Here is a 22,699-nt window from a genome sequence, read left to right on the forward strand (position 1 = left end):
AGCCTCTGGCCATTTAAACCACAAACCCCTCGACCAGTACATGCCATCGCTGGCGGCTGGGCTGGGACCAATCAACGGCTTGGGGGCCTTGCTGACGGGGCTTTCAGGGTTGCGAACGTGCCTTGGGCAGACATCGATCCAGCGTTATGTAGTGCGCGCTGCGGCATACTACATGATGAGTTGCGGTTGTGAAAATCGGACTAATTACGTCGTTCTGCGACCCCATGACGCATTGCGGTCACGGCGCGGAACGGGATGTTCTCAAAAAACCAATGGATTGTTCCAGCTAAATATAAAAAGTTGTACACGATTTGTGATTTCGAGCGTCTGAGGCGTCTGTCGAACGCTTGCCTATACTTGCTCTTCTATAACAAAAGTCATGACAAGAGGGCTGCGCCATGGATCACCTCGTACTCACCGTCTTCGCACCGGACAAGCCCGGGCAGGTCGAGCGCATCGCCCAATGCATCGCCGAACACGGCGGCAACTGGCTGGAAAGCCGCATGTCACGCATGGCCGGACAGTTCGCCGGGATCCTGCGGGTCGGCGTGCCGGCGGAGGCTTACGACGAATTAGTCGATGCCTTACAAGCACTGTCGGCACAGGGGATTCGCGTGCTGGTGGCCGAAAGCGGTATCGAACAGGCCTGCACCTGGAAACCGATCGCCATGGAACTGGTGGGCAATGATCGTCCGGGGATCGTGCGTGACATCACCCGGCTGCTGAGCGAGCAGGGCGTGAATCTCGAACGGCTGGTGACCGAAGTACGTCCGGCACCGATGAGCAGTGAACCGCTGTTCCATGCCGAAGCGATTCTCGCGGTGCCGCTGACTTTGTCGCTGGACGTGCTGCAATCGCGCCTGGAAACCCTGGCCGATGACTTGATGGTGGAACTGGTGCTGCGCACCGACCTGTGAAGACGGATCGGGTTATCCAGTTTAAACGTGCACCTGCCTGTGGATAACCTGTAGAGACTGAGCGCCAGGCCACGTCCGCCGTGGCTTGCCGAAGATTGATCAAAAAACCGCCAGCATTCAGTGACTTGCGCACAAACGGCGGGGATCACGCTGTGGATAACCTTGGGAAGGAACGATACAGGCCACGAGAACCGTGGCCTGTGAAGGTTTGTGCGTTTTTTGATCAGCTGCGCCGACGCAGACTCATCCAAGCATCGACGCTGTACACCGCCAGACCGGCCCAGATAAACATGAAGGCGATCAGCGTGCTGGACGACAAGTGCTCGCCGAACAGCAGCACGGCTTGCAGCAGTACCAACGTCGGCGCCAGGTATTGCAGGAAACCGAGGGTGGTGTAGGGCAGATGCCGCGCGGCCGCGTTGAAGCACACCAGCGGCACCAGCGTCACCGGGCCGGCCGCCACCAGCCACCAGGCTTCGGAGGTGGTCCAGAACTCGGCCTGAGCGCTGGTGGCGGTCGGATTGAACAGCAGCCACGCGAGGGCGATCGGCACCAGCATCCAGGTTTCCACCACCAGCCCCGGCAACGCCTTGACCGGTGCCTGCTTGCGGATCAGCCCGTAGAAACCGAAGGTCAGCGCCAGCACTAGCGATACCCACGGCAGGCTGCCGACCTGCCACACCTGCTGCGCCACACCGATAGCCGCCAGACCGACCGCCAGCCACTGCATGCGCCGCAGGCGTTCGCCGAGGATCAGCATGCCCAGCAGCACGTTCACCAGCGGGTTGATGTAGTAACCGAGGCTCGCTTCCAGCATCCGGCCGTTGTTCACCGACCAGACGTAGGTCAGCCAGTTGGCCGCGATCAAGGTGCCGCTGAGCGCAAGAATCGCCAGGCGTTTCGGGTTGTCGCGCAGTTCCTGCCACCAGCCGGGATGCTTCCACACCATCAACAGCAGCGCGCCGAACAGCGCCGACCACAGCACTCGATGAATGATGATTTCCACCGCCGGCACTTCGGCGATGGCTTTGAAGTAGAGCGGGAACAGTCCCCAGATGATGTAGGCGCTGAGGCCCAGAATGTACCCGCGACGCGGGTTGGCGGCTTGCATGCAGAATCCTTGCTTAGGCAGCTAACAAAGCAGCGGTTGTACGGGCAGTTGTATAGACGTGTCGTGTCAGAAAAGCTTCAACGGCTCTTCGTTCAGCGCCGCCAGCTGCTCACGCAACGCCAGCACCTGATCGCCCCAATACCGCTCGCTGCCGAACCACGGAAAGCTGCGGGGGAACGCCGGATCGTCCCAGCGTCGTGCCAGCCAGGCGCTGTAATGCATCAGGCGCAGGGCGCGCAGCGGTTCGATCAGCGCCAGTTCGCGCGGGTCGAAGTCATGGAATTCGTTGTAGCCGTCCATCAACTCCGACAGTTGTCCCAGGCAATCCTGACGGTCGCCGGCGAGCATCATCCAGATGTCCTGCACCGCCGGGCCCATGCGGCAGTCGTCGAGGTCGACGATGTGGAACATCTCGTCGCGGCACATCATGTTGCCGGGGTGGCAGTCGCCGTGCATGCGGATGTTCTGGTGCGGCGTATTGGCGTAGACGTCTTCCACACGTTTGAGCAGGTCGCGGGCGACGGACTCGTAGGCCGGCAGCAGGCTTTTCGGTATGAAGTTGCCTTCCAGCAAAGTGGTCAGCGAGTCATGGCCGAAGTTCTTCACCGCCAGCGCTTCGCGGTGCTCGAACGGTTTGGTCCCGCCGACCGCGTGCATGCGCCCGAGCAACTGGCCGAGGCGATACAACTGGTCGAGATTGCCCGGTTCCGGCGCCCGGCCACCGCGACGGGGAAACAGGGTGAAACGAAATCCGGCGTGTTCGTGCAGGGTTTTGCTGTTGTGGATAAGTGGCGCCACCACCGGGATCTCGACGTCGGCCAGTTCGAAGGTGAACTGGTGTTCTTCGAGAATGGCTTCGTTGGTCCAGCGCTGCGGGCGATAGAACTTGGCGATCAGCGGTTCCGAGTCTTCGATGCCGACCTGATAGACGCGGTTTTCGTAACTGTTGAGCGCCAGAATGCGCGCGTCGCTCAGGAAACCGATGCTTTCGACGGCATCGAGCACGAGGTCTGGGGTGAGGGTTTCAAACGGGTGGGCCATGCTGACTCCTGCGCGCAGCAGGCTGCCGCGTCCGGCTCAGCATGGTAGCGCAGACGGGCGGTCTTGAGTGGGATCGTTCCCGCGCAGCGCACGGGAACGATCAGAGCGTCGCCCGATCAGGCGCCGACGATCCCGCCATCTTCACGGGTAATCGCCATCACCGATGAGCGTGGCTTGCCGTTCGGCAGGTGCTCGGGGAAGGTCGAACCGCCGTTCTCGCCCGGGTGCTGAATCCCGACGAACAGGGTTTTCTGATCCGGCGAGAAGCTGATCCCGGTGACTTCACACCCGATCGGCCCGACCATGAACCGGCGAATTTCCCCGGTCGCAGGATCGGCGCAGAGCATCTGGTTGTTGCCCATCCCGGCAAAATCACCGGCGTTGCTCGAATCTCCGTCGGTGAGGATCCACAACCGCCCGGCCTTGTCGAAGCCGAGACCGTCGGGGCTGTTGAACATGTTCTGCGGCGTGATATTCGACGAACCGCCTTTCGGCGTACCGGCGTGGACGCTCGGGTTGCCGGCGACCACGAACAGATCCCAGGCAAAAGTCTTCGACGCGTGATCGTCGCGGTCGGTGCGCCAGCGCAGGATCTGCCCGTAGACGTTCTTCTCGCGCGGGTTCGGCCCGCCCACCGGTTGGCCGTCTTCGCCGCGCTTGGCGTTGTTGGTCAGGGTGCAATAAACCTGGCCGTCTTTCGGGCTGACCACGATCCACTCCGGACGGTCCATGCGCGTGGCGCCAACCACGCTGGCCGCGAGTCGGGCATGAATCAGCACTTCGGCCTGATCGGCGAAACCGCTGCTGGCGTCGATGCCGTTCTTGCCGTGGGTCAGTTCGATCCACTGGCCCTGGCCTTTCGGGTGATCCGGATTGCCGTCGCCGGCATCGAACCTGGCGACGTACAGCGTGCCGTGATCGAGGATGTCGCGGTTGGCTTTGGCGTTGCGGTGATTGATCTTGTCGCGGCTGACGAATTTGTAGATGAACTCGCCGCGTTCGTCGTCGCCCATGTACACCACGGCGCGACCGTCGTCGGTCTCGGCCAGTGCGGCGTTTTCATGCTTGAAGCGGCCCAGCGCGGTGCGTTTGACCGGGGTCGATTGCGGGTCGAACGGATCGATCTCCACCACCCAGCCGTGACGGTTGAGCTCGTTGGGGTTCTTCGCCATGTCGAAGCGCGGATCGAACGGATGCCAGTTGATCTCCCGGCTGGCGGCCGACACACCGTAGCGTTTCTGCGCCGGGTCGAACTGCTGCTGGGCGTTGCTGCTGCCGAAGCAGTCGGTGAAGTTCTCTTCGCAGGTCAGATAAGTGCCCCACGGCGTTTTGCCGTTGGCGCAGTTCTGGAAGGTGCCGAGGACTTTCTTGCCGTGCTTGTCGGCGCTGGTTTTCATCAGCTCGTGACCGGCGGCCGGGCCGCTGATACGCAGCGGCGAGTTGCCGTGGATGCGCCGGTTGTAGCGCGAGCCCTGGACGAACTGCCACTGGCCGTTCTTGCGCTGCACTTCGATCACCGACACGCCTTCGCAGGCCAGAGCCTTGCGCACGTCCTCGGCCGACTGCGGCATGCCGCCGTGCGGGTAGAGGTAGCGGTAGTTGGTGTATTCGTTGTTGATCGCCATCAACGCGCGGTTTTTCTCGCCCGGGAATTCGAACAGGCTCATGCCGTCGTTGTTGTCGCCGAACTGCACTTCCTGTGCGGCCGCGGTTCCATTGCCGCTCGGGTCGAAGGCCGGGCCGTTCTTGTGCAGCGGCTGGCCCCAGCTGATCAGCACCGACGACTTGTAGCCCTTGGGCAGGCTGATGGTGTCGGTGGTGGCCGCCGGAATGCTGTCGAAGCCGAGCAGACGGCTGTTGCCGGCGCTGACACTGGCGGCCAGCACGCTGCGGCTCAGCAGGTTGCCGCCGAGGAACATCGCCGCGCCGCACAGCGCGCCGGCGCTGATGAACCCGCGACGGCTCAGGCCGACCATTTTTTCCAGGTCTGTGGATTGGTTTTCTTCTAATAGGCTCACATCAGGCTCCCTGCATGGTTTTGGCAGCCACCTTAATGCGGGTCGATGACGCTTTCGTTGCAGCGCTGTTTAGAGCGGTGTTCCGAGCAGCACATTGGACGGGGAAAACTGCACCTGCACCGCTTGCTCGACCGTCAGGCCCCGGGTGCGCAAGTCCAGCGGTTCGGCCAGCGCACACAGGGTCTGGCCGTTGGGCAGGGCGATGCGCACTTCGCTCGGGCCGTCTTCTGCGTCGAGAATCGCCTCGATCCGGCCGCTCAACAGATTGTGGCCGACGGCAGGTGTGGCCTGTGGAGCGAGCAGTTCGAGCCAGCCGGCCTTGATCAGTGCCACCACTTCGGTGCCCGGTTGCAGCTCCAGGTGAACGGTGCTGTCGTGGGTGATCTGCGCGTCGATCGACAGGCCTTCGGCCAGTTCGAGGCGGATCAGGTCGTTGCGGCCCTGACCTTCGATCAGCACGACTTTGCCGTGCAACTGATTGCGCGCGCTGGTCCTGAGCATCAGCCGACCGAGCAGGTCCAGATCGCTGGCGTCCTCGGCTGCTTCCAGTACTTGAGCCTGCAAGGCTTGCAGCTTTTGATACAGGCGCAGCACTCGCTCGCCCTCGCTCGACAGTCTGGCGCCACCGCCGCCCTTGCCGCCGACCGCGCGCTCGACCAGAGGCTTTTGCGCAAGGTTGTTCAGCTCATCGATGGCATCCCACGCCGCCTTGTAACTCAGGCCGGCGCTTTTCGCGGCGCGGGTGATCGAACCCTGTTCGGCGATGTGTTGCAGCAAGGCGATGCGCTGAGGACGGCGGACGATGTGCTGGGACAACAAAGAGGGCAGGGACATGGCGGACGCTTTGTGCTGAAGGGTTGAGGGAGGACGTTGGCGGCTCGGGACGTATCCGTCAAGCCGCGTCGCCGGGTTTTGGCGTGCGGGCCAGGCAGTACACATCCACCCGCGCGGCGCCGGCGTCCATCAGCAATCGGGCCAGTGCCTGAGCGGTGGCGCCGGTGGTCAGCACGTCGTCGACCAGGGCCAGGTGTCGGCCTTGCACCTGGGCATCGGCGCTCAAGGCGAAGGCGTGACGCAGATTGCGTTTACGCGCCTTGGCGTTGAGGGCCTGCTGGGCGTCGGTATCCTGCACGCGCAAAAGGCTGTGCTCCTCGCAAGGCAAATCGAGTGACTTGCCCAGCCACTGCGCCAGCATCGCCGCTTGATTGAAGCCGCGCTGGCGCAAGCGTTTGGGTGCAAGCGGCACCGGCAGCAGGGCGTCCGGGCGCGGCAGGTCTTCTTCGAAGCGATGTTGCAGGAATTGGCCAAGAACGTCGGCGAGCAAGTGGCCAAGCGGCCATTTGCCGTTGTGCTTGAAACGGGTGATCAGCGTGTCCACCGGAAAGCTGTAAGTCCAGGGCACGGCTACCGTTTCAAAGGCCGGCGGTTCCTGCAGGCAGCCGCCACAGGTCAGGCCGTAAGCGGGCAAGGGCAGGGCGCAGGTCAGACATTGATCGCCCAGCCACGGCAAATCGGTTTCACAGGCGGTACAGATCGGGATTTGCGCGTCTGCCGGTTCGTCACACAATAAGCAGTGTTGTTTGTTTTTTAACCAGATGTAAACCGGTCTTTCGTAGTCTGGTTGACAGCGCATGACTCTTCCTTAAATATGCCGAACATCCGTGTCGTGCCTGTGGGTATTCCGTTTCCCCAGGCGCCAGCCAAGCATAACCAAGGAAACGCCCATGAGCGCCAGCACCACTGCCACCCTGCGTCACGACTGGACTTTGGCCGAAGTCAAAGCACTGTTCGTTCAGCCATTCAACGACTTGCTGTTCCAGGCGCAGACGGTGCACCGCGCGCATTTCGACGCCAACCGCGTCCAGGTTTCCACTCTGCTGTCGATCAAGACCGGCGCCTGCCCGGAAGATTGCAAATATTGTCCGCAGTCCGGTCACTACAACACCGGGCTGGAAAAAGAAAAGCTCATGGAAGTGCAGAAAGTCCTCGAAGAGGCTGCACGCGCCAAGGCCATCGGTTCGACCCGTTTCTGCATGGGCGCGGCGTGGAAGCACCCGTCGGCCAAGGACATGCCTTATGTGCTGAAGATGGTCGAAGGCGTGAAGGCCATGGGCCTGGAAACCTGCATGACCCTCGGTCGTCTCGATCAGGATCAGACCGAGGCACTGGCCAAGGCCGGGCTCGACTACTACAACCACAACCTCGACACCTCGCCGGAGTTCTACGGCAGCATCATCACCACCCGCACCTATGCCGAGCGTCTGCAGACCCTGGCCTATGTGCGCGATGCGGGGATGAAAATCTGCTCCGGCGGCATCCTCGGTATGGGCGAGTCCCTCGATGACCGCGCGAACCTGCTGATCCAGTTGGCCAACCTGCCGGAGCACCCGGAATCGGTGCCGATCAACATGCTGGTGAAAGTCGCCGGTACGCCGCTGGAAAACGCTGACGACGTCGATCCGTTCGACTTCATCCGCATGCTCGCCGTGGCGCGGATCCTGATGCCGCAATCCCACGTGCGCCTGTCCGCCGGCCGCGAAGCGATGAACGAGCAGATGCAGGCCCTGGCGTTCTTCGCCGGCGCCAACTCGATCTTCTACGGCGACAAACTGCTGACCACCGCCAACCCGCAGGCCGACAAGGACATGCAGTTGTTCGCACGTCTGGGCATTCAGCCGGAAGCACGCGAAGAGCATGCTGACGAAGTACATCAGGCTGCCATCGAACAGGCGCTGGTGGAGCAGAAGAGCAGCGAGCAGTTCTACAACGCGGCGGTCTGATCGCCCGTTCTTCTCAGGCGCTGCCTCGGGCGGTGCCTGCTGATTCATTTGCCACCCGTGAGGCTTGCATGTCTTTCGATCTCGCCGCACGCCTTGCTGCCCGTCGTGCCGACAATCTCTATCGCCAGCGACCGCTGCTTGAAAGCCCGCAAGGGCCGCAAGTGGTGGTCGACGGTCAGCCGCTGCTGGCGTTCTGCAACAACGATTACCTGGGGCTGGCCAATCATCCGCAAGTGATCGAAGCCTGGCGCGCCGGTGCCTCGAAGTGGGGCGTCGGCGGCGGTGCCTCGCATCTGGTGATCGGCCACAGCGGCCCGCATCACGAATTGGAAGAAGCTCTGGCAGACCTCACCGGACGGCCGCGCGCGCTGTTGTTCACCACCGGTTACATGGCCAATCTCGGCGCGGTCACGGCGCTGGTCGGGCAGGGCGATACGGTGCTCGAAGACCGGCTCAATCATGCGTCGTTGCTGGATGCCGGATTGTTGTCCGGCGCGCGCTTCAATCGTTATCTGCACAACGACGCCGACAGCCTCGCCAAGCGTCTGGAGAAAGCCACCGGCAATACGCTGGTGGTCACTGACGGCGTGTTCAGCATGGACGGCGACCTCGCCGATCTGCCGGCGCTGGCCCGGGAAACTAAAGCGAAAGGCGCCTGGCTGATGGTCGACGACGCCCACGGTTTCGGCCCGCTGGGGGCAAACGGTGGCGGGATCGTCGAGCATTTCGGTTTGAGCCAGGAAGACGTGCCGGTGCTGGTCGGCACGCTCGGCAAAGCGTTCGGTACGGCTGGCGCCTTTGTGGCCGGCAGTGAAGAGCTGATCGAAAGCCTGATCCAGTTCGCCCGTCCGTACATCTACACCACCAGCCAGCCGCCAGCGCTGGCCTGCGCAACCTTGAAGAGTCTGGAGCTGCTGCGCAGCGAACACTGGCGTCGCGAACATCTGCAGACGCTGATCCGCCAGTTCCGCCACGGCGCCGAACAGATCGGTCTGGAACTTATGGACAGCTTCACGCCGATTCAGCCGATCCTGATCGGCGATGCCGGTCGCGCCGTGCGTCTGTCGCAGATGCTGCGCGAGCGTGGACTGATGGTCACCGCGATCCGCCCGCCGACCGTGCCTGCCGGCAGCGCGCGGTTGCGGGTGACGCTGACCGCCGCTCACAGCGAGGCACAGGTGCAGCTATTGTTGGAAGGACTGGCCGATTGCTTTGCGCAACTCAAGTCGGAGCCAAGCCATGCGTGATCGCCTGATTCTGCTACCGGGCTGGGGCCTCGGCGTTTCGCCGCTGGAGCCGCTGGCCGCTGCGTTGCGCGGACTCGACGAACACCTGCAGGTCGACATCGAGCCGTTGCCGGAGCTGGACTCCAGCGATCTGCAAGACTGGCTCGACGAGCTCGATGAGCGCATCTCCGAAGATGCATGGCTCGGTGGCTGGTCACTGGGAGGCATGCTCGCGTCCGAGCTGGCGGCGCGGCGTGGCGAACATTGTTGCGGCTTGCTGACCCTGGCGAGCAATCCTTCGTTTGTCGCCCATGAACAGTGGCAGAGCGCGATGCCCGGCGAGACCTTCGATGCGTTTCTGGCCGGCTGCAGCGCCGACCCGCGCACGACCCTCAAGCGATTCTCTCTGTTGTGCGCCCAGGGCGCGCAAGATGCGCGCGGCTTGTCGCGGCTGTTGCTCGGCGGCGCGCCGAATACCTCGCCGGCCGCGTTGATGGCCGGTCTGGAATTGTTGGCGCAGATCGATACGCGCGCTGCCTTGCAGGCGTTTCGTGGCCCGCAATTGCATCTGTTCGGCGGGCTGGACGGGTTGGTGCCGGCGGAGGCCGCGGGCGAGCTGTTCGCGTTGCTGGCGGATGTCGAGGTCGGCCTGATCGAGCAGGCCAGCCATGCGTTTCTTCTGGAGGATCCCCACGGTGTGGCGGGTGCAATCCAGGCGTTTTTAAGTGAGTGCGGTGATGACTGATTTGTCTGTCGCGGCGTTGCCCGGCGGCTTGCCTGACAAGCGCCAGGTCGCGGCTTCTTTTTCTCGCGCAGCGGCCAGCTACGACAGCGTCGCCGAGTTGCAGCGCGATGTCGGTACGCAGTTGATGAATCGCTTGCCGGTGGATTTTCGGCCGGCACGCTGGTTGGATCTGGGCTGTGGCACCGGGTATTTCACTCGGGCGCTGGCTGAGCGATTTGGTGAGGGGCTGGCACTGGATATCGCTGAGGGCATGCTCCATCACGCGCGGCCGTTGGGTGGGGCCATGCACTTTATTGCTGGCGATGCCGAACGTTTGCCATTACAGGATTCGACCTGCGATCTGATCTTCTCCAGCCTCGCCGTGCAGTGGTGCGCGGACTTCGAAGCGGTGCTCGGCGAAGCGTTTCGGGTGCTGAAACCTGGGGGGATTTTCGCGTTTGCTAGTCTTTGTGCAGGGACGCTGTACGAATTGCGCGATAGCTGGCGTCAGGTCGATGGTCTGGTGCACGTCAACCGCTTCCGCGAATTCGCCCGCTACGAGCAATTGTGCGCGGCCAGTGGTTTGCGCAGTGTTTGTCTGGAGAACCGGCCGCATGTGCTGCATTACCCGGATGTGCGCAGCCTGACCCATGAACTCAAGGCCTTGGGCGCGCATAACCTGAACCCTGGCCGGCCGGGTGGATTGACCGGGCGGGCGCGGATTCTGGGGCTGGTCGAGGCCTACGAGCAGTTCCGTCAGCCTGCGGGATTGCCGGCGACCTACCAGGTGGTCTACGCCGTGTTGGAGAAACCCTTATGAGCGCAGCCTATTTCATCACCGGAACCGACACTGACGTTGGCAAGACCACCGTCGCCGCCGGGTTGCTGCACGCTGCGCGGTCGGCGGGGCTGAGTACGGCGGCGGGCAAACCGGTAGCGTCCGGTTGCGTGGTGACGCCCAGAGGTCTGCGCAATTCCGATGCGCTGGCGTTGCAGGCCGAATGCTCGTTGCCGCTGACGTATCAACAGGTCAATCCGGTGGCGTTCGAGCCAGCGATCGCGCCGCATCTGGCAGCGCGTGAGGCGGGTGTGGCGCTGACCGTGCAATCGTTGCTGGGGCCGATGCGCGAGATTCTGGCCATGAACGCCGACTTCACGCTGATCGAAGGCGCAGGCGGCTGGCGGGTGCCGTTGGCGGATCAGGACAATCTGTCGGATCTGGCGATTGCGCTGAAGTTGCCGGTGATTCTGGTGGTCGGCGTGCGTCTGGGTTGCATCAGCCACGCGCTGTTGACCGCTGAAGCGATCGCTCGTGACGGGCTGCAACTGGCCGGTTGGGTGGCGAACATCATTGATCCGAAGACGTCGCGGCTGGAGGAAAACCTCGCGACACTCGCCGAGCGGATTCCGGCGCCGTGCCTGGGGCGGGTGCCGAAGCTGAAGGCGGTTAGCGCTGAAGCGGTCGCCGATCACTTGCAACTGGATCTGCTCGACTGATTTTGGCTATGACAAGGCACTGTGCCATTAGTGTTTTTGACGGGTGTTTTTCTGACGCCTCTGGTTCAATGGCACCCATCGATCCTTCCCAAGGATGAGAGCTCCCATGGAAATCTCCGGAAACACAGCTTTTTATGCAGGTCTGAGCACCATCCAGACCGGGCAGAACCGCGTCGATCAGGCCGCCAACCAGATCGCCAACAACACCATCGAGCGCTCGGTCACCAGCCAGTCTTCCGAAGCCCAGATCGATCGCCTGCGCGGAGTGGATCGCAGCCAGCAAATGGATCCGGGCAGCGCCATGGCCGAGATGGCCCAAGGCAAGTTTCAAGTGGAGCTGGGCACGAAAGTCGCGAAGGCTTCCGATGAAATGCTCGGTACGATCATCGATACGTTCGCCTGATTTTTTTGTCCGCGCTTTGCCAGACGCCGCGACTGTTCGCGGCGTTTTTCGTTGTAAGTCCTTCTCCCTCAACTAATCTTTTTTCAGTGCACATGGCTCGGTCGGGCACATGTTGCGCTGCTGTGTCCGGCGTTCGGAAAATGTGATGACGAATGGCAAAAGAACGACGCTTGACAAGATTTCGGCGTAAACGTATGTTTCAAACAACTGTTTGACCGTCACAACAAATCAATGCGGTCGTTCATTCCCGGTTACATCAGCAGAGGTTTATCGCTATGCCTGACTACAAGGCCCCCTTGCGTGATATTCGCTTCGTTCGTGACGAACTGCTCGGCTACGAAGCGCACTATCAGAGCCTTCCAGCGTGCGCAGAAGCAACGCCGGACATGGTTGACGCCATTCTCGAAGAGGGCGCCAAGTTTTGTGAGCAAGTGCTGGCACCGCTGAACCGCGTGGGTGACACCGAAGGCTGCACCTGGAGCGAGTCCGGCGTGAAAACCCCGACCGGCTTTAAAGAGGCCTACAAGCAATTCGTCGAAGGCGGCTGGCCAAGTCTGGCCCATGACGTCGAGCACGGCGGTCAGGGGCTGCCTGAGTCGCTGGGTCTGGCTGTCAGCGAGATGGTCGGCGAAGCCAACTGGTCGTGGGGCATGTACCCGGGCCTGTCGCACGGCGCGATGAACACCATCTCCGAACACGGCACCCCAGAGCAGCAGGAAGCCTATCTGACCAAACTGGTCTCCGGCGAATGGACCGGCACCATGTGCCTGACCGAACCGCACTGCGGCACCGACCTGGGCATGCTGCGCACCAAGGCCGAACCTCAGGCCGACGGTTCCTACAAAGTTTCCGGCACCAAGATCTTCATCTCGGCCGGTGAACACGACATGGCCGACAACATCGTCCACATCGTACTGGCCCGCCTGCCGGATGCACCGGCCGGCACCAAAGGCATTTCCCTGTTCATCGTTCCGAAGTTCCTGCCGAACGCCGACGGCACCGTCGGTACCCGTAACGCCGTGACCTGCGGTTCGATCGAACACAAGATGGGCATCCACGGCAACGCGACCTGCGTGATGAACTTCGACGGCGCGACCGGTTTCCTGATCGGCCCGGCGAACAAAGGCCTGAACTGCATGTTCACCTTCATGAACACCGCACGTCTGGGTACCGCACTGCAAGGTCTGGCCCACGCCGAAATCGGTTTCCAGGGCGGCCTGAAATACGCTCGCGATCGCCTGCAAATGCGTTCCCTGACTGGCCCGAAAGCGCCGGACAAGGCCGCTGACCCGATCATCGTTCACCCAGACGTACGCCGCATGCTGTTGACCATGAAGGCATTTGCCGAAGGCAACCGTGCGATGGTGTACTTCACCGCCAAACAGGTCGACATCGTCAAATACGGCGTGGATGAAGAAGAGAAGAAGAAAGCCGACGCACTGCTGGCCTTCATGACTCCGATCGCCAAAGCGTTCATGACCGAAGTCGGTTTCGAATCCGCCAACCACGGCGTACAGATCTACGGCGGCCATGGCTTCATCGCCGAGTGGGGCATGGAGCAGAACGTTCGCGACAGCCGCATCTCGATGCTGTACGAAGGCACCACCGGCATCCAGGCACTCGACCTGCTGGGCCGTAAAGTGCTGATGACTCAAGGCGAGGCGCTGAAAGGCTTCACCAAGATCGTCCACAAGTTCTGCCAGAACAACGAAGGCAACGAAGCCGTCAAGGAATTCGTCGCACCGTTGGCTGCACTGAACAAAGAGTGGGGCGAGCTGACCATGAAGGTCGGTATGGCTGCAATGAAAGATCGCGAAGAAGTCGGCGCGGCCTCGGTGGACTACCTGATGTACTCCGGTTACGCCTGCCTGGCCTACTTCTGGGCTGACATGGCGCGTCTGGCTGCCGAAAAACTGGCTGCCGGCACCACCGACGAGGCGTTCTACACCGCCAAGCTGCAAACCGCGCGCTTCTACTTCCAGCGCATCCTGCCGCGTACCCGTACGCACGTGGCCACCATGTTGTCGGGCGCCAACAACCTGATGGACATGAAAGAAGAAGACTTCGCACTGGGCTACTAAGCCTTAACGCGGTCTTTCGAAAAACCGCTGCTCCTTCGGGGGCAGCGGTTTTTTTGTGCCCGGATTTCCCCAATCCCGGGGCTGATTCCCCAGCATTGATGAGGTCGCTGCTCAGCCGACCCCTTGCGCTTATTGATTCAAAATGTTTCCAGAGGACTGGCCAATTAATTGCACTGCCCGATTTACCGGTGCTAACCAGAACTGCCTGCTCAAAGAAGCAAGACGCCCGGCACTTAACAACAACAGTCAGGGTGAAGCCTATGAACATCAGTCGACTCGCTCGTTTGACCTTCTGGTTACCCATCGCGCTGTCAGTCCACAGCGCATGGGCCGCCGACCCCGCCGTGGTCGATCCTCCCGTGCCGGAGGTGCCTTCGCTGCAATCACTGCGCGGGATGGTGCCCCCCGATCCGTCCGGAACCGAAGGCGGGCGCAAGGTCGACCTGATGACCGACTACGTGCTCAATCGCCAGGCCGCGATCCTGCTGGGCAAAGCGCTGTTCTGGGACATGGAGATCGGCAGCGACGGCTCCACGGCATGCGCTTCCTGCCACTACCACGCCGGCGTCGACCACCGCATCACCAACCAGCTCAACCCCGGCCAGGCCCATACCAACGCCAATGTCGCGTCGATCTTCAACAAGCCGTTTGTAGCCTCGGACATTCCCGGTGATGTGGCGTCCTACGCGACGTTGTCCGGCGGCAAGGGCGGCCCGAACTACACGCTGAAGAAAACCGACTTCCCGACCCACGTGCTGAGCAATCCGCTGGAGCGCAACTCGCCCATCGTGTACTCGACGGACGATGTGGTCGGCTCGCAAGGCGTGTTCGACGCCAACTTCGTCAAACCCAATCAGGCGCGTTTCGACAAATGTACTCAGCAGCCGGACGGTATTTTCCAGGTCGGTGGCATCAACGTGCGTCGCAGCACCGGGCGCAATGCGCCGTCGGTGATCAATGCCGCGTTCAACGTGCGCAACTTCTGGGACGGTCGGGCCAACAACGTGTTCAACGGCTTCTCGCCGTTCGGTAATCGCGATCCGGATGCCGGGATCTACGTGACCAGCGAACGCAGCACGGTTGCGACCAAAGTGCGGCTGGCGCTCAACGATGCGTCTGCCGCCTCGCAAGCCGTCGGCCCGCCCGGCAGCCCGGTGGAAATGTCCTGCGGTGGCCGTACCTTTGCCGACATCGGCCGCAGGATGCTCGACACGCTGATGCTAAAGCAGCAAAGGATTTCATCCACCGACTCGGTGCTGGCTCCAGTATCGGGCGCACGGCGGCCGACCTATCGCGAACTGATCAAGAACGCCTTCCAGCCCCGGCTGTGGAACGCCACGCAAAACGTTCTGGTGGGCGGCGTGCCGTACACCCAGATGGAGGCCAACTTCCCGCTGTTTTTCGGCCTGGCGATCCAGATGTATGAGGCGACGCTGGTGTCCGATCAGGCGCCGATCGATGCTTACCTGCAGGGCGATCACACGGCAATGAACGCGCAACAGGTGGAGGGCATGAACCTGTTTCTCGGCAAGGGCAAATGCGTCAATTGCCACGGCGGTCCGGAGCTGACCAACGCCGCCAGCCGCCTGCTGATGCACCCGCGCGAACGCATTGAGCGGATGGTGATGGCCGACAACCTGACCACCCTTTACGACAACGGCTTCTACAACACCGGTGTGCGCCCGACCTCGGAAGACCTGGCCCTCGGCGGCGCGGATGCCTGGGGCAATCCATGGTCGTTCACCCGGCAGTACAACAGCGTGTTGCAGGGCGGTCGCTCGGTCGATCCGCTGGACGTCGATGTCTGCACGTTCGAGGCACCGTTGAGTGCGGCGATTCCGTGCGATGCCACGCTCAAACCGAATGTCGGTTTCCGCGACTCGGTCGACGGCGCATTCAAGACCCCGACCCTGCGTAACATCGCCCTGACCGGGCCGTACTTCCACAACGGCAGCCGCTCGACGCTCAAGCAGGTGATGGAGTTCTACAACCGTGGCGGTGACCGGCGCGGTGAAGATGCCAACAACACCAGCGGCTTTGAGCATCCGGCGGTGAACCAGCACAACACTTCCAACCTCGACCCGGACATGACGGCGCTGAACCTGACGCCCGATGAAATCGACGCGCTGGTGAAATTCATGGAGGTCGGCCTGACCGATCCTCGCGTGGCATGGGAGCGCGCACCGTTCGATCATCCGTCGCTGGTGATTCCGCAGGGCCACATCGGCGATGAAAATGCCGTGACCCAGCGTCCGGCCAGTCCGAAAGTCACGACCCGTCAGGCGATGGACGCATCGCTCAATCTCAAGCCTTACGGTGCTGAAGGCCGGCCGGCGGCAGAGGGGCCATTGCAGCCGTTCTACAACGATCTCTGAGCATAAAAACACACCATGGCCATCAAGAATGATGGCCATGGTGGCCGTCTAGCGGCCATTGCGCAAAAAACCTTACTGAATTACTCAGCAACTGCCGATTTCGGCCGTTAAAGAGACAGCCTGTGATCTGGATCACATTGTGTGTGCTTAACTGGCCACATTGCAGGCACAATGCCATCTCTTTGCCATGACGGGTCGGAGCTTTTACCCTTGCCGCGTTCTTCCGCTGTACGTTTCAGTCATTTCCTGCCGTCACTGCTGTTGTTGCTCGCGGGGTTAGCGGCTGCGTACGTCAAAGACCTCAACGTGTTCTTCACCTCGCTGTTTAACGTGTTGCCGACATTGGTGCTGCTGTTGGGCGGTTCGTACTGTGCGGTTTACCGACGCCAGCGCGAGCTGTTTCTGATGGTCACGGTGTACATCGCCTACTTCCTGCTCGACACCCAGACTGACTATTACCGCGACAACGGCAAGGTGCGCGAAGATGCGGCCGTGGTGTTCCACTTGGTCTGTCTGTTGCTGCCGTTGCTGTTCGGTCTGTTCGCCGCATGGCAGGAACGCACGCATCTGTTTCAGGACATGATCGCGCGCTTCGCCGTGCTGCTGGCCTTTGGCAGCGTGGCGCTGGGGCTCGAGCAAAGCTACCCGCAGGCCTTGCTGATGTGGCTTTCCGAGATCCGCTGGCCGGCGCTGCACGGCGCGTGGATGAGCCTGATCCAGTTGTCGTATCCGGTGTTCATCTCGGCGTTCCTGCTTCTGGCCTGGCAATACTGGCGCAACCCGCGTCCGCTGCACGCGGCGCAACTGGTGGGGTTGCTCGGGGTGTTCTGGATGCTGCCGAAAACCTTCATCCTGCCGTTCACCCTGAACATCATGTGCAGCCAGGTCATGCTGATGATTGCGGCAGCGGTAGCGCACGAGGCGTATCAAATGGCCTTTCGCGACGAACTTACCGGTTTGCCGGGCCGCCGCGCACTCAACGAGCGCATGCAGCGTCTGGGTCGCAACTATGTGCTGGCGATGAGCGACGTCGATCATTTCAAGAAATTCAACGACACCCACGGCCACGACGTGGGGGATCAGGTGTTGCGTCTGGTCGCCAGCAAGCTGTCCAAAATCAGCGGCGGCGGTAGGGCGTATCGCTATGGCGGTGAGGAATTCGCCCTGGTGTTTGCGGGCAAGACCCTCGAAGAGTGCATGCCGCACCTGGAAGTCATCCGCGAGTCGATTGCGTCCTACAACATTCAGCTGCGCAATCAGGAAAGTCGCCCGCAGGATGATCAGCAGGGCCGTCAGCGCCGCTCGGGTTCGGGGGCGTCCAGCGTGTCGGTCACGGTCAGCATCGGCGTGGCCGAGCGTCTGGAGCAGCGCACCCCGGAAGAAGTGCTGAAATCCGCCGACCAGGCGCTCTACAGCGCCAAGGGCGCAGGGCGAAACTGTGTGATGGCGTTCGGGCAGAACCGCCGTGGCGCGGTGCGCATGGACAACGCCGCAGGTTGAGTGATGACGGCGCATTCAGCGTCTGGACAGTGATTGTGGGGCAGGGTGGCCGGCAGTAGGTTGAAGCAATCTGCTGAAGGAGAAGCCACCATGCCCGAGTACAAAGCTCCCCTGCGCGACATGCGCTTTCTGATCGACCACGTCTTTGACTTCCACACTCAGTACGCGGCCCTCGGCGCCCACGACGCCAGCCCGGACATGATCAACGCGATCCTCGACGAGGGCGCGAAGTTCTGTGAGAACGTTCTGGCACCGCTCAATCGCAGCGGCGACGAAGAGGGCTGCCATTTCGACAATGGTGTGGTGACAACGCCTACAGGCTTCAAGCAGGCCTTCGCACAATACGTGGAAGGTGGCTGGCACGGTCTGGCGGCAGATCCGACCTACGGTGGCCAGGGGCTGCCGAGTTCGCTGGGGCTGGTGATCAGCGAAATGGTCGCCTCCAGCAACACCTCCTGGGGCATGTACCCGGGCCTGACCCACGGCGCCATGTCGGCGATCCACGCCCACGGCACCGAAGAACAGAAAAACACCTATCTGCGCAAACTTACTGCAGGCCAGTGGACCGGCACCATGTGCCTGACCGAAGCCCATTGCGGCACCGACCTGGGCATCATCAAGACCCGCGCGGTGCCGCAGGCCGACGGCAGTTATGCGGTGACCGGCAGCAAGATTTTCATCTCCGCCGGCGAGCACGACATGAGTGACAACATCATTCATCTGGTGCTGGCCAAACTGCCGGACGCACCGGCGGGCACCAAAGGCATTTCGCTGTTCATCGTGCCGAAATTTCTCCCGGACGCCTCCGGTGAAGCGGGCGAGCGCAACGGCGTTTCCTGCGGCTCGATCGAACACAAAATGGGCATCAAGGCATCGGCCACCTGCGTGCTGAACTTCGACGACGCCAAAGGTTTCCTGATCGGCGAGCCGAACAAAGGCCTGAATTGCATGTTCACCATGATGAACCACGCGCGCCTCGGCACCGGGATGCAGGGCCTGTGTCTGGGCGAGGCAAGCTTCCAGGGCGCAATCAAATACGCCAACGACCGCTTGCAGATGCGGGCCCTGACCGGTGCCAAGTCCCCGGACAAACCGGCCGACCCGATCATCGTCCATCCGGACGTGCGACGCATGCTGCTGACCATGAAAGCCTTCAACGAAGGCAACCGCGCGCTGACTTATTTCACCGCGCAGATGCTCGATGTCGCGCACCTGAGCCCGGACGCCGAGGCGCGTCAGGAAGCCGAAGACCTGTTGGCGTTCCTGACGCCGATCTGCAAGGCGTTCATGACCGACACCGGCCTTGAGGTGACCAACCACGGCATGCAGGTGTTCGGTGGCCACGGATTTATCCGCGAGTGGGGCATGGAACAACTGGTTCGTGATTGCCGCATCGCGCCGATCTACGAGGGCACAAACGGCATTCAGGCGCTGGATCTACTCGGGCGCAAGGTGCTGGGCAGCCAGGGAAAGCTGCTGCGCAACTTCACCAAAATCGTCCACAAGTTCTGCGCCGCCAACGCCGGGAATGCGCAGTTGGGCGGGTTTGTCGCGCAGCTTGATGGTCTCAATCAGCAGTGGGGCGAGCTGACCATGAAGGTCGGTATGGCCGCGATGAAAAATCCGGATGAAGTCGGCGCCGCGTCGGTGGATTACCTGATGTACAGCGGTTACATCGTTCTCGGCTACCTGTGGCTGCGCATGGCTCTGGTTGCCCAGGCGCAGCTGGAGTCGGGCGAGGGGGATGGCGATTTCTGCCAGGGCAAACTGGCGACGTGCGAGTTTTACTTCAAGCGTCTGCTGCCGCGCACCGCTGCGCATCGTTCGGCGATCGAGGCGGGTAGCGATTGCCTGATGAAACTGCCGGCGCAGTTGTTCGCGCTGTAACACGCCACTGTTAAACAAAAGAGCCCGCTGATTGCGGGCTTCTTTATGGTTGATTGCTGGTGACTAAAAATAACAAATCAGTCATCGCCTGACCCTATGTGTCGCAAAAGTTGTTGGGTTACACTCCAGCTCAACGAAATCACCCTTCCACGAATCACCTGTTTAGATCTTTGCGAGGTTTGCCATGGCTGACTACAAAGCGCCGCTGCGCGATATGCGCTTCGTCCTCAATGAAGTGTTCGAAGTCGCCAAACTCTGGGCCGAACTGCCGGCCCTGGCCGAGACCGTGGACGCGGAAACCGTTGAAGCCATTCTCGAAGAGGCCGGCAAGGTCACCAGCAAAAGCATTGCGCCCCTGAGCCGTGCCGCCGATGAAGAAGGCTGCCACTGGGCCGACGGTGCCGTCACGACGCCGGCCGGTTTTCCACAGGCTTATCAGACTTATGCCGAAGGCGGCTGGGTCGGTGTTGGCGGTGATCCGGCCTACGGCGGCATGGGCATGCCAAAAGCTGTCTCGGCCCAGGTCGAAGAAATGGTCAACTCCGCCAGCCTGTCCTTCGGTCTGTACCCGATGCTGACCGCCGGCGCTTGCCTGTCGATCAACGCCCACGCCAGCGAAGAACTGAAAGCCGCTTACTTGCCGAACATGTACGCCGGTGTCTGGGCTGGTTCCATGTGCCTGACCGAGCCACACGCCGGCACCGACCTGGGCATCATTCGCACCAAGGCCGAACCTCAGGCTGACGGTTCCTACAAGGTCAGCGGCACCAAGATCTTCATCACCGGCGGTGAGCACGACCTGACCGAAAACATCATTCACCTGGTGCTGGCCAAACTGCCGGACGCACCGGCGGGGCCGAAAGGCATTTCGCTGTTCCTGGTGCCGAAGTTCATGGTCAATGCCGATGGCAGCCTGGGCGCGCGCAACCCGGCGAACTGCGGTTCGATCGAACACAAGATGGGCATCCAGGCGTCCGCTACGTGCGTGATGAACTTCGACGAAGCCGTGGGTTACCTGGTCGGCGAGCCGAACAAGGGCCTGGCCGCGATGTTCACCATGATGAACTACGAGCGTCTGGGCGTCGGTATCCAGGGCCTGGCCACCGGCGAGCGCTCGTACCAGAACGCCATCGAATACGCCCGTGACCGCCTGCAAAGTCGTTCGCCGACCGGCGCGCAGAACAAGGACAAGGTGGCCGACCCGATCATTGTCCACCCGGACGTGCGTCGTATGCTGTTGACCATGAAAGCCTCGAACGAAGGCGGCCGTGCGTTCTCCACTTACGTGGCGATGCAGCTCGACACCGCCAAGTTCAGCGAAGACGCCGCGACCCGCAAACGTGCGGAAGATCTGGTGGCCTTGCTGACGCCAGTGGCCAAGGCGTTCCTGACCGATCTTGGACTGGAAACCACCGTCCACGGCCAGCAGATCTTCGGCGGCCACGGCTACATCCGTGAGTGGGGCCAGGAGCAACTGGTGCGTGACGTGCGCATCACCCAGATCTACGAAGGCACCAACGGCATTCAGGCGCTGGACCTGGTGGGGCGCAAGATCGTCGGCAGCGGCGGCGCGTTCTACAAACTGTTCGCCGACGAGATCCGCCATTTCACCGCAACCGCCAGTGCCGATCTGGGCGAGTTCACCAAGCCGCTGAATGACGCCGTCGACACCCTCGACGAGCTGACCTCATGGCTGCTGGACCGGGCGAAAACCAACCCGAACGAAATCGGCGCGGCATCGGTCGAGTATCTGCAAGCGTTCGGCTACACCGCTTACGCCTACATGTGGGCACTGATGGCCAAGGCATCGCTGGGCAAAGAAGCGCAGGACGATTTCTATGCGAGCAAACTCGGCACGGCGCGGTTCTATTTCGCCCGTCTGCTGCCGCGGATTCACTCGTTGAGCGCGTCGGTGAAGGCCGGCAGCGAGTCGCTGTTCCTGCTGGACGCTGCGCAGTTCTGATGATGTAACGTCATGTAAGCGATCTCTTACATGACGTGCTGCTGTTCTCCCATAGGCGTAGATTGGATCCAGAGCTAATCTACTTTCCATGGACGTCGCGCAGGAAGCGCAAAGCAACAACACGGACACGTAGGATTCTGCCAGGGTGGCGGAGTGAAATGGATGTCAGGGAAACAGTCTGCAAAGCCCCGCTTCGGCGGGGTTTTCTTATGCCCGCAGAAAAGTTTTCAGCTCAACGCGTCCAGCGGCGGCGCCCCTTTCAGCGGTTTGTCCTCACGCTGATCACCTCTTCCAGCAACGTTCGCAGCAAGGCCAATGGCGCCTGCTGGCGTTGCACATCGCGACACACCAGCCCGACCTTCAACGGCACGCGCGGCTCACTCAACGGTTTCCACAGCAGATCCTGATCGTCGTACTCTTTTTGCGAACGACCGGGCAGCACCGTCGCCAGACGGGTATGCGGAAGGCTGTCGAGAATCCCCACCATATTGTTCAATTCGGCCTGCACTTGCGGGCGTCGTCCGAGGCTGGCCAGTTGCGCCTGCCAGATCTGGCGGATCTGAAATTCTTCGCCCAATAGCAACATCGGCAATTCGGCTGCCTGACTCATCGAGACTTTCTTGAATTCCCGCAGCGGATGATCCGCCGGGATGACCAGCGTCAGTTCATCTTCGTACAACATCACGCCGTGCAGCCCCGGCTGGCGTGGCGGTAGATAGCTGATGCCGATGTCCAGCGAGCCGTTGAGCAGTCGCCGCTCGATCTCAAGCCCCGTCAGTTCATAAATCTGCACCACCAGATGCGGCTGGGCCTTGCGCACTCTCTCCAGCATTTGCGGCACCAGGCTGGTGTGCACGGTTTGCAGCACGCCGATCGCCAATGTGCGCAGTGCCTGCCCTTTGAAGTTACCCAACGCCTCACGCGCCCGCTGCATGCCGTCGAGCAGTGGCAAGGCGTGGTTGTACAAGGTGTGGGCGGCGAGGGTCGGCAGCAGGCGTTTGCTGCTGCGTTCGAACAGGGTGACGTCGAGGTTTTGTTCCAGCTGGCGAATCTGCTGGGACAGCGCGGGCTGAGAGATCGACAGGCGCTCTGCGGCGCGTCCGACATGCCCTTCTTCATAGACCGCGACGAAATAACGCAGTTGTTTGAAATCCATAAGTAACACTTATCGAAAAT

Annotated in this window: 18 protein-coding genes; 12 read left to right on the forward strand and 6 right to left on the reverse strand. The window is 61.6% G+C overall.

What is annotated here, in order from left to right; all coding sequences use genetic code 11:
- The first annotated feature begins 398 nt into the window (after positions 1–398).
- Positions 399–917 (forward strand): glycine cleavage system transcriptional repressor, encoded by a 519-nt coding sequence (locus ACODTD_RS19305; protein WP_011336250.1) that lies wholly within the window; start codon positions 399–401, stop codon positions 915–917.
- Positions 918–1,140: 223 nt separating this feature from the next.
- Here ACODTD_RS19305 and rarD read toward each other — a convergent pair whose 3' ends face one another.
- The 5 genes from rarD to ACODTD_RS19330 form a co-directional block, all read right to left on the reverse strand.
- Positions 1,141–2,028: an EamA family transporter RarD gene (gene rarD, locus ACODTD_RS19310; protein WP_064380284.1), complete on the reverse strand. Its 888-nt coding sequence runs from the start codon at positions 2,026–2,028 to the stop codon at positions 1,141–1,143.
- 66 nt (positions 2,029–2,094) lie between these two features.
- Entirely contained in the window at positions 2,095–3,069 is a 975-nt protein-coding gene (locus tag ACODTD_RS19315; RefSeq protein WP_285354382.1) for a serine/threonine protein kinase, read from the reverse strand.
- A 116-nt stretch (positions 3,070–3,185) separates the two neighbouring features.
- Complete coding sequence (locus ACODTD_RS19320) at positions 3,186–5,087, reverse strand: PhoX family protein (RefSeq protein ID WP_011336247.1); 1,902 nt, start codon at positions 5,085–5,087, stop codon at positions 3,186–3,188.
- 69 nt (positions 5,088–5,156) lie between these two features.
- Complete coding sequence (locus ACODTD_RS19325) at positions 5,157–5,921, reverse strand: TOBE domain-containing protein (protein ID WP_011336246.1); 765 nt, start codon at positions 5,919–5,921, stop codon at positions 5,157–5,159.
- 58 nt (positions 5,922–5,979) lie between these two features.
- Positions 5,980–6,720: a ComFC family protein gene (locus ACODTD_RS19330; RefSeq protein WP_011336245.1), complete on the reverse strand. Its 741-nt coding sequence runs from the start codon at positions 6,718–6,720 to the stop codon at positions 5,980–5,982.
- 91 nt (positions 6,721–6,811) lie between these two features.
- On the opposite strand from ACODTD_RS19330, the gene bioB reads away from it, so the two are divergent.
- The 11 genes from bioB to ACODTD_RS19385 all read left to right on the forward strand — a co-directional run bounded on the left by bioB (position 6,812) and on the right by ACODTD_RS19385 (position 21,523).
- On the forward strand, positions 6,812–7,867 hold the full coding sequence (gene bioB, locus ACODTD_RS19335; RefSeq protein WP_011336244.1) for a biotin synthase BioB: 1,056 nt from the start codon (positions 6,812–6,814) through the stop codon (positions 7,865–7,867).
- 68 nt (positions 7,868–7,935) lie between these two features.
- Positions 7,936–9,114, forward strand: coding sequence for an 8-amino-7-oxononanoate synthase (gene bioF, locus ACODTD_RS19340; protein ID WP_011336243.1), 1,179 nt, complete (start codon positions 7,936–7,938; stop codon positions 9,112–9,114).
- Entirely contained in the window at positions 9,107–9,838 is a 732-nt protein-coding gene (locus tag ACODTD_RS19345; protein WP_011336242.1) for an alpha/beta fold hydrolase, read from the forward strand. The genes bioF and ACODTD_RS19345 overlap by 8 nt, the downstream gene beginning before the upstream one ends.
- Entirely contained in the window at positions 9,831–10,637 is an 807-nt protein-coding gene (gene bioC, locus ACODTD_RS19350; RefSeq protein WP_011336241.1) for a malonyl-ACP O-methyltransferase BioC, read from the forward strand. Before ACODTD_RS19345 ends, bioC begins: the two co-directional genes overlap by 8 nt.
- Positions 10,634–11,314: a dethiobiotin synthase gene (gene bioD, locus ACODTD_RS19355; protein ID WP_011336240.1), complete on the forward strand. Its 681-nt coding sequence runs from the start codon at positions 10,634–10,636 to the stop codon at positions 11,312–11,314. The genes bioC and bioD overlap by 4 nt, the downstream gene beginning before the upstream one ends.
- Positions 11,315–11,420: 106 nt before the next feature.
- A complete protein-coding gene (locus tag ACODTD_RS19360; protein ID WP_489105098.1) occupies positions 11,421–11,717 on the forward strand; it encodes a pyrroloquinoline quinone biosynthesis protein PqqE in 297 nt (98 codons plus the stop codon).
- A 275-nt stretch (positions 11,718–11,992) separates the two neighbouring features.
- Positions 11,993–13,798, forward strand: coding sequence for a phenylacyl-CoA dehydrogenase (locus ACODTD_RS19365; RefSeq protein ID WP_011336238.1), 1,806 nt, complete (start codon positions 11,993–11,995; stop codon positions 13,796–13,798).
- Between the two features lie 260 nt (positions 13,799–14,058).
- Positions 14,059–16,173 (forward strand): cytochrome-c peroxidase, encoded by a 2,115-nt coding sequence (locus ACODTD_RS19370; RefSeq protein ID WP_064380303.1) that lies wholly within the window; start codon positions 14,059–14,061, stop codon positions 16,171–16,173.
- Positions 16,174–16,383: 210 nt separating this feature from the next.
- A complete protein-coding gene (locus ACODTD_RS19375) occupies positions 16,384–17,673 on the forward strand; it encodes a GGDEF domain-containing protein (RefSeq protein WP_201817823.1) in 1,290 nt (429 codons plus the stop codon).
- Positions 17,674–17,763: 90 nt separating this feature from the next.
- Positions 17,764–19,560, forward strand: coding sequence for an acyl-CoA dehydrogenase C-terminal domain-containing protein (locus ACODTD_RS19380; protein ID WP_489105099.1), 1,797 nt, complete (start codon positions 17,764–17,766; stop codon positions 19,558–19,560).
- A 184-nt stretch (positions 19,561–19,744) separates the two neighbouring features.
- Positions 19,745–21,523 (forward strand): acyl-CoA dehydrogenase C-terminal domain-containing protein, encoded by a 1,779-nt coding sequence (locus ACODTD_RS19385; protein ID WP_102685698.1) that lies wholly within the window; start codon positions 19,745–19,747, stop codon positions 21,521–21,523.
- Between the two features lie 259 nt (positions 21,524–21,782).
- Here the strand turns inward: ACODTD_RS19385 and ACODTD_RS19390 are convergent, their stop codons facing one another.
- Complete coding sequence (locus ACODTD_RS19390) at positions 21,783–22,679, reverse strand: LysR family transcriptional regulator (RefSeq protein WP_221616013.1); 897 nt, start codon at positions 22,677–22,679, stop codon at positions 21,783–21,785.
- Between the last annotated feature and the right edge of the window lie 20 nt (positions 22,680–22,699).

This window comes from Pseudomonas sp. FG35, assembly GCF_057809295.1.